At 39.8% G+C, this 4,007-nt stretch carries 5 protein-coding genes; 3 read left to right on the top strand and 2 right to left on the bottom strand.

The window, feature by feature from the left end; genetic code table 11:
• Both B0181_RS10265 and B0181_RS10270 read left to right on the top strand, forming a co-directional pair.
• On the top strand, positions 1-751 hold a 751-nt coding region (locus tag B0181_RS10265; protein ID WP_211276084.1), incomplete at its 5' end, for a P-loop NTPase family protein.
• Positions 751-1,557: a hypothetical protein gene (locus B0181_RS10270; RefSeq protein ID WP_078277406.1), complete on the top strand. Its 807-nt coding sequence runs from the start codon at positions 751-753 to the stop codon at positions 1,555-1,557. The genes B0181_RS10265 and B0181_RS10270, both read left to right, overlap by 1 nt.
• Before the next feature lie 50 nt (positions 1,558-1,607).
• Here B0181_RS10270 and B0181_RS10275 read toward each other — a convergent pair whose 3' ends face one another.
• Positions 1,608-1,799: a hypothetical protein gene (locus B0181_RS10275; RefSeq protein WP_242620167.1), complete on the bottom strand. Its 192-nt coding sequence runs from the start codon at positions 1,797-1,799 to the stop codon at positions 1,608-1,610.
• A gap of 152 nt (positions 1,800-1,951) precedes the next feature.
• Here B0181_RS10275 and B0181_RS10280 point away from each other — a divergent pair, with 152 nt between their 5' ends.
• On the top strand, positions 1,952-2,143 hold the full coding sequence (locus B0181_RS10280) for a hypothetical protein (protein WP_078277407.1): 192 nt from the start codon (positions 1,952-1,954) through the stop codon (positions 2,141-2,143).
• Between the two features lie 104 nt (positions 2,144-2,247).
• Here the strand turns inward: B0181_RS10280 and B0181_RS10285 are convergent, their stop codons facing one another.
• A complete protein-coding gene (locus tag B0181_RS10285; protein ID WP_078277408.1) occupies positions 2,248-3,756 on the bottom strand; it encodes a replication initiation protein in 1,509 nt (502 codons plus the stop codon).
• Between the last annotated feature and the right edge of the window lie 251 nt (positions 3,757-4,007).

Below are 4,007 nucleotides of genomic sequence, written 5' to 3' on the forward strand. Positions count from 1 at the left end.
GATTTTGAAAATAGCCATAAATATGTATATCCCAAAAAATACACTACATTTTGTCATGCAATCAAAAGGTGGTGCTGGCAAGTCAGTCTGTGCAATCTTGCTGTCACAGTATTTTGTCGAACGGCTCGGTATTGACAATGTGCAGTTGGTCGATACTGACCCAAACAACAAAACACTAGGTGCATTTAAAGCCTTGAATGTTGATAAACTAGAAATCATCAAAAATGTCGGTCTTGAAAAAGAAATTGACAGCTCAATGTTTGACCAGTTTATTAGCACCTTTGCTGAATCTGATTCGCCAATGGTGGTAGATACTGGTTCAGGTGAATACTTGGCTATCACCAGTTATTTAATCTCAAACGACACGCTTAATCAGCTGGCCGATTTGGATAAAGAAGTTTATATTCACTGCCCTGTCAACTTTGGTCATTCAGGTGCTGAAACTGAACGCTGCCTTTGGGCTTTAGCTGGCGCTTTTCCCAATGCTAAAGTGATCGCTTGGGAAAATCACTTTTTTGGAACACCAACCGAACGAATCGATTATTCTGATTTTGAAAACATTATTGGCAAGGTGGTGGTTGATAAACGCAACAAAGATACCTTTGAGCGTGATTTCACAACACTATTATTCAACAACATGACTTTTGCTGAAGCGGCAGATGATACCAGCTTCAATTTTATGCAAAAGTCACGCTTACAGCGCATCAAAAATGATGTATTCAGCCAACTTGATGCAGTTTGGGGGAATTGATGTCGTTAGCTGCTAAATTAACGCTAGAGCGTCCTAAAATTTCAGATGATGGTAATGTACCAGATGACCCTCAAAAATCGAATACAAGCGATTCTGAAGCGTCTGATGATGCACTAGATAATACAGTTGAAGATGCCAAATCTGATGAACAATCAGCTGAACAGACTGAACAAGCTACTGAAGCTGTGCAGACAGCTGACCAACCGTCCGAATTCGGACAGTCAGCGCCAGTTGTCGCTGAAGCTGATGAAATCGTCACTGAAATTTTTTCTCGTACGAAAATTCAAATAACGCCTGATGATCCACTTGTCGTGATGATACAGCTGATTCGCCAAGAATTCGCTGATGCGCAGTCTGATATGAAGTCATTTGTGTTTGCAGAAATGATGGAAAACTTAAGCAAGCACAGTGAAGCAGTCAAAAATGACATCAAGTCAATGCACACTGATCACGCCCAAATCATCAGCAAACACACTGAAGCGGTTGCTGATGCAACTGGCTTGGCTCTTGCTGACTTCAGCAAACAAGTTGAAGAAACGGTCAAAACTTTGACCGCACGGCTAGATGAAGTTAAGCAGACAACTGAAGTGTTGGAAAACCAAAAACAGTTCATTGTGAACGATGTTTACGGCAAACTGAACGAAAAAATCATTAATGAAGTCAAAGGTAACTTGACCAATGAATTAAAACGGATCGCTAACAACGAAAATAACGAAGTCAATAAACAAAAAAATATGCTGATTGGTGCATTTGCTGGCTTGTTTGTTGGTATGATTTTTGCAGTGCTGATTGGGATGATGATTTAAACGCCCGAATTCTGACACGAAAAAGCAAGGCTTTTAACCTTGCTTTTTTGTTAATGATTTACAGGCTTATAAAACGGATTTTTGATAGCCCCTTTGAACCAATCAGCTGTTAATTCAGGAATGTCCGAAGTGTCAATTTCTTCATCCTTCATTGCTTCCAAAGCTTTTAGACGCAGTTTTGATTCTTTGCTTAACTTAGGTTTTTTAGTTAAGTCAATATCATAAGTAACGATTTTTCCCATATACTTTTATCTCCAATTTGGTGGCTTTTCATGCTGAAAATGTCAATATCCAAGGTTAATTAATCTCATTATCTTCACATCCTATTTGATTTATATGCCTATTATACATATAATAGGCATATATTACACATATTTTTTAAAGGGCTTTTGTCATGCCAAGACCAAAATCAAATCCTGAAAACACCAAACGCACCAGCTTTGTATTTAATAAAGATGCTATTGATACATTCCAAGAATTGTGTCGGCTAAATCATAGCACAGCCACGCAAGAATTGCGCCGCATGGTTGATGAATACAACCGCCAAAACCTAGCCAAATTCCGCAACCGTGATATGTTCAACTAAAATCCAAACATGGAAAAATATTTTTTCTTTCCATGTTTACCCCGACTTTTTCCAACAAAAAAAAATCCCCAAGCCTTGACTTGGGGACTGCCCAAATTCGGACACTACAACAGATTAATCACATCAATGAATGTTTGGTGGTCATCGATAGCTGTTGCAGTTTCTCTAATACGAAGTCTTTTCGCTAATGCAAATTTACTTTTGGCCACCCCAGCATCTGTGCTATCCAATCTGCTAATGTAAGCTTGCTGTACAGCTGCTTTAGCGTCAGCATCCAGCGCTTCATACTTCATCACTGCATCAAACCAACCCATTTTGATAAGTGTCTGCTGGCGTTCACGCTCGGCTGCCTCGGCCGCCTGTTTCTCTGCTTCTTCACGCTCTTGCTGCTTAAGCCGTTCATATTGTCTAAGTGTCTGCCGTTGTTTATGCGCCGCTTGCATTGCTTTGACTTCTTCATCATCATACCAAGCAGAAGGCTTAAAGCCTAATTCCTGCAACCGCTCTACATAGCGTTCTTGGCGGCAGACATCTGACAAGCGTTCAGCGACTTTCTCGGCGTTGTCGCCAGTAGCGGCAGCAATTTTGTCAGCGAACATTGCCAGCTGCTTTGTGGTCATTTTAAAGTTTGACCAGTTAATGATTTTATCTTTATCTTTGTCTTCAACCTGTTTCGGTACAATCGCTTCAGTATTTTTAAAGGTGAAGTCAAGACTGACTACCTGCCTTTTTTCACTAACTTTTTTGTATTCGATACGATAGGGTGTGTGCTGGTGAATATCTTTGATGGCTTTATCCAGCACATAGCGCTTGAAGTCAGAAAAAGCAGGGTAAGTATTCACGCAGTCAAATTTATTGCGCAGAAACTCAATCGTATAGTTCACTGTGCGCAAATAAGGGTCGATGATTTGACCTTTTTCGTCTTTATACACATTATCCGAATGGTCAGCTGCAACTATTTGTTGCAAAAGGATGATACCGTAAGCGCCGAGCTTTGAAACCCACTCTTTTTTATGCTTGGTGAAAGTGTTGTGCTTGTCAAAGATGCACAGCATTTCAATAACATCATCAATGAGCAGCAGCTCTACTTTGCCTTCGCCATGTCGATAAGTGGCTTTACCCACCCAGCTGACACCCACTTCAGCCACTCGCTTACCTTTTTTGGTAATTTGAGCTTGCTTGGCATTGGCTTCAAAATCCCAAAAATAAAACACTTTTCCGTGCAGTGACTTTGACACGCTTTCAAGCGTTTCGTATTGTCTTTTTTGGGGGATCTCAAACATCGTGCCAAACTCTTCAGCGGTGATGATAAATGTTTTTTGTGTAGGGTTAAGCTCTACTGCACCACGCACTACCGTTGCCAGCATCAGCACTAAGCGTCTTTCGTTTAAAGTCAGATGGCTGATAGCGTGCAACATACGATTTTGCATGACCACATAATCGTTATTATAAATCTGCCCCCATTGGTTTTTGGATGGGTGAATGGCTTTTTTGTCAGCACTATCTTGTAGGCTGGCTTGTACCAATTCATTAAGCTGTTCATGTGGGATATGCTCAATAATGTTCGCAAAAATCCCCATCAAATTTTGTGTTTTTTGATCCAAATTACTCATAATTTGCCCCAAATTGGCATCAACTTTGGGTGTATAATAACATCACAAAACATGGAAAGCAAAAAAAATTTTCCATGTTTCGCTAATTTTTGGTAATTTTGACCACAAATCTTTCCATGTTTCAGCCCTATTTTGACCAATTATTCTAGTTTTTGGTTGTTTTTACATATATTAACTAATATATCTGTTTATATTTATTAGACCACAAATCTTTCCATGTTTCGTATTTTCTACCCCAAATCCTTCCATGT

It is taken from the genome of Moraxella caviae, from assembly GCF_002014985.1.
Lineage (GTDB): Bacteria > Pseudomonadota > Gammaproteobacteria > Pseudomonadales > Moraxellaceae > Moraxella > Moraxella caviae.

Coding starts and splice junctions, on each gene's coding strand:
- B0181_RS10275 (WP_242620167.1), bottom strand. CDS start 1,799: ATGGGAAAAATCGTTACTTATGATATTGACTTAACTAAAAAACCTAAG.
- B0181_RS10285 (WP_078277408.1), bottom strand. CDS start 3,756: ATGAGTAATTTGGATCAAAAAACACAAAATTTGATGGGGATTTTTGCG.
- B0181_RS10270 (WP_078277406.1), top strand. CDS start 751: ATGTCGTTAGCTGCTAAATTAACGCTAGAGCGTCCTAAAATTTCAGAT.
- B0181_RS10280 (WP_078277407.1), top strand. CDS start 1,952: ATGCCAAGACCAAAATCAAATCCTGAAAACACCAAACGCACCAGCTTT.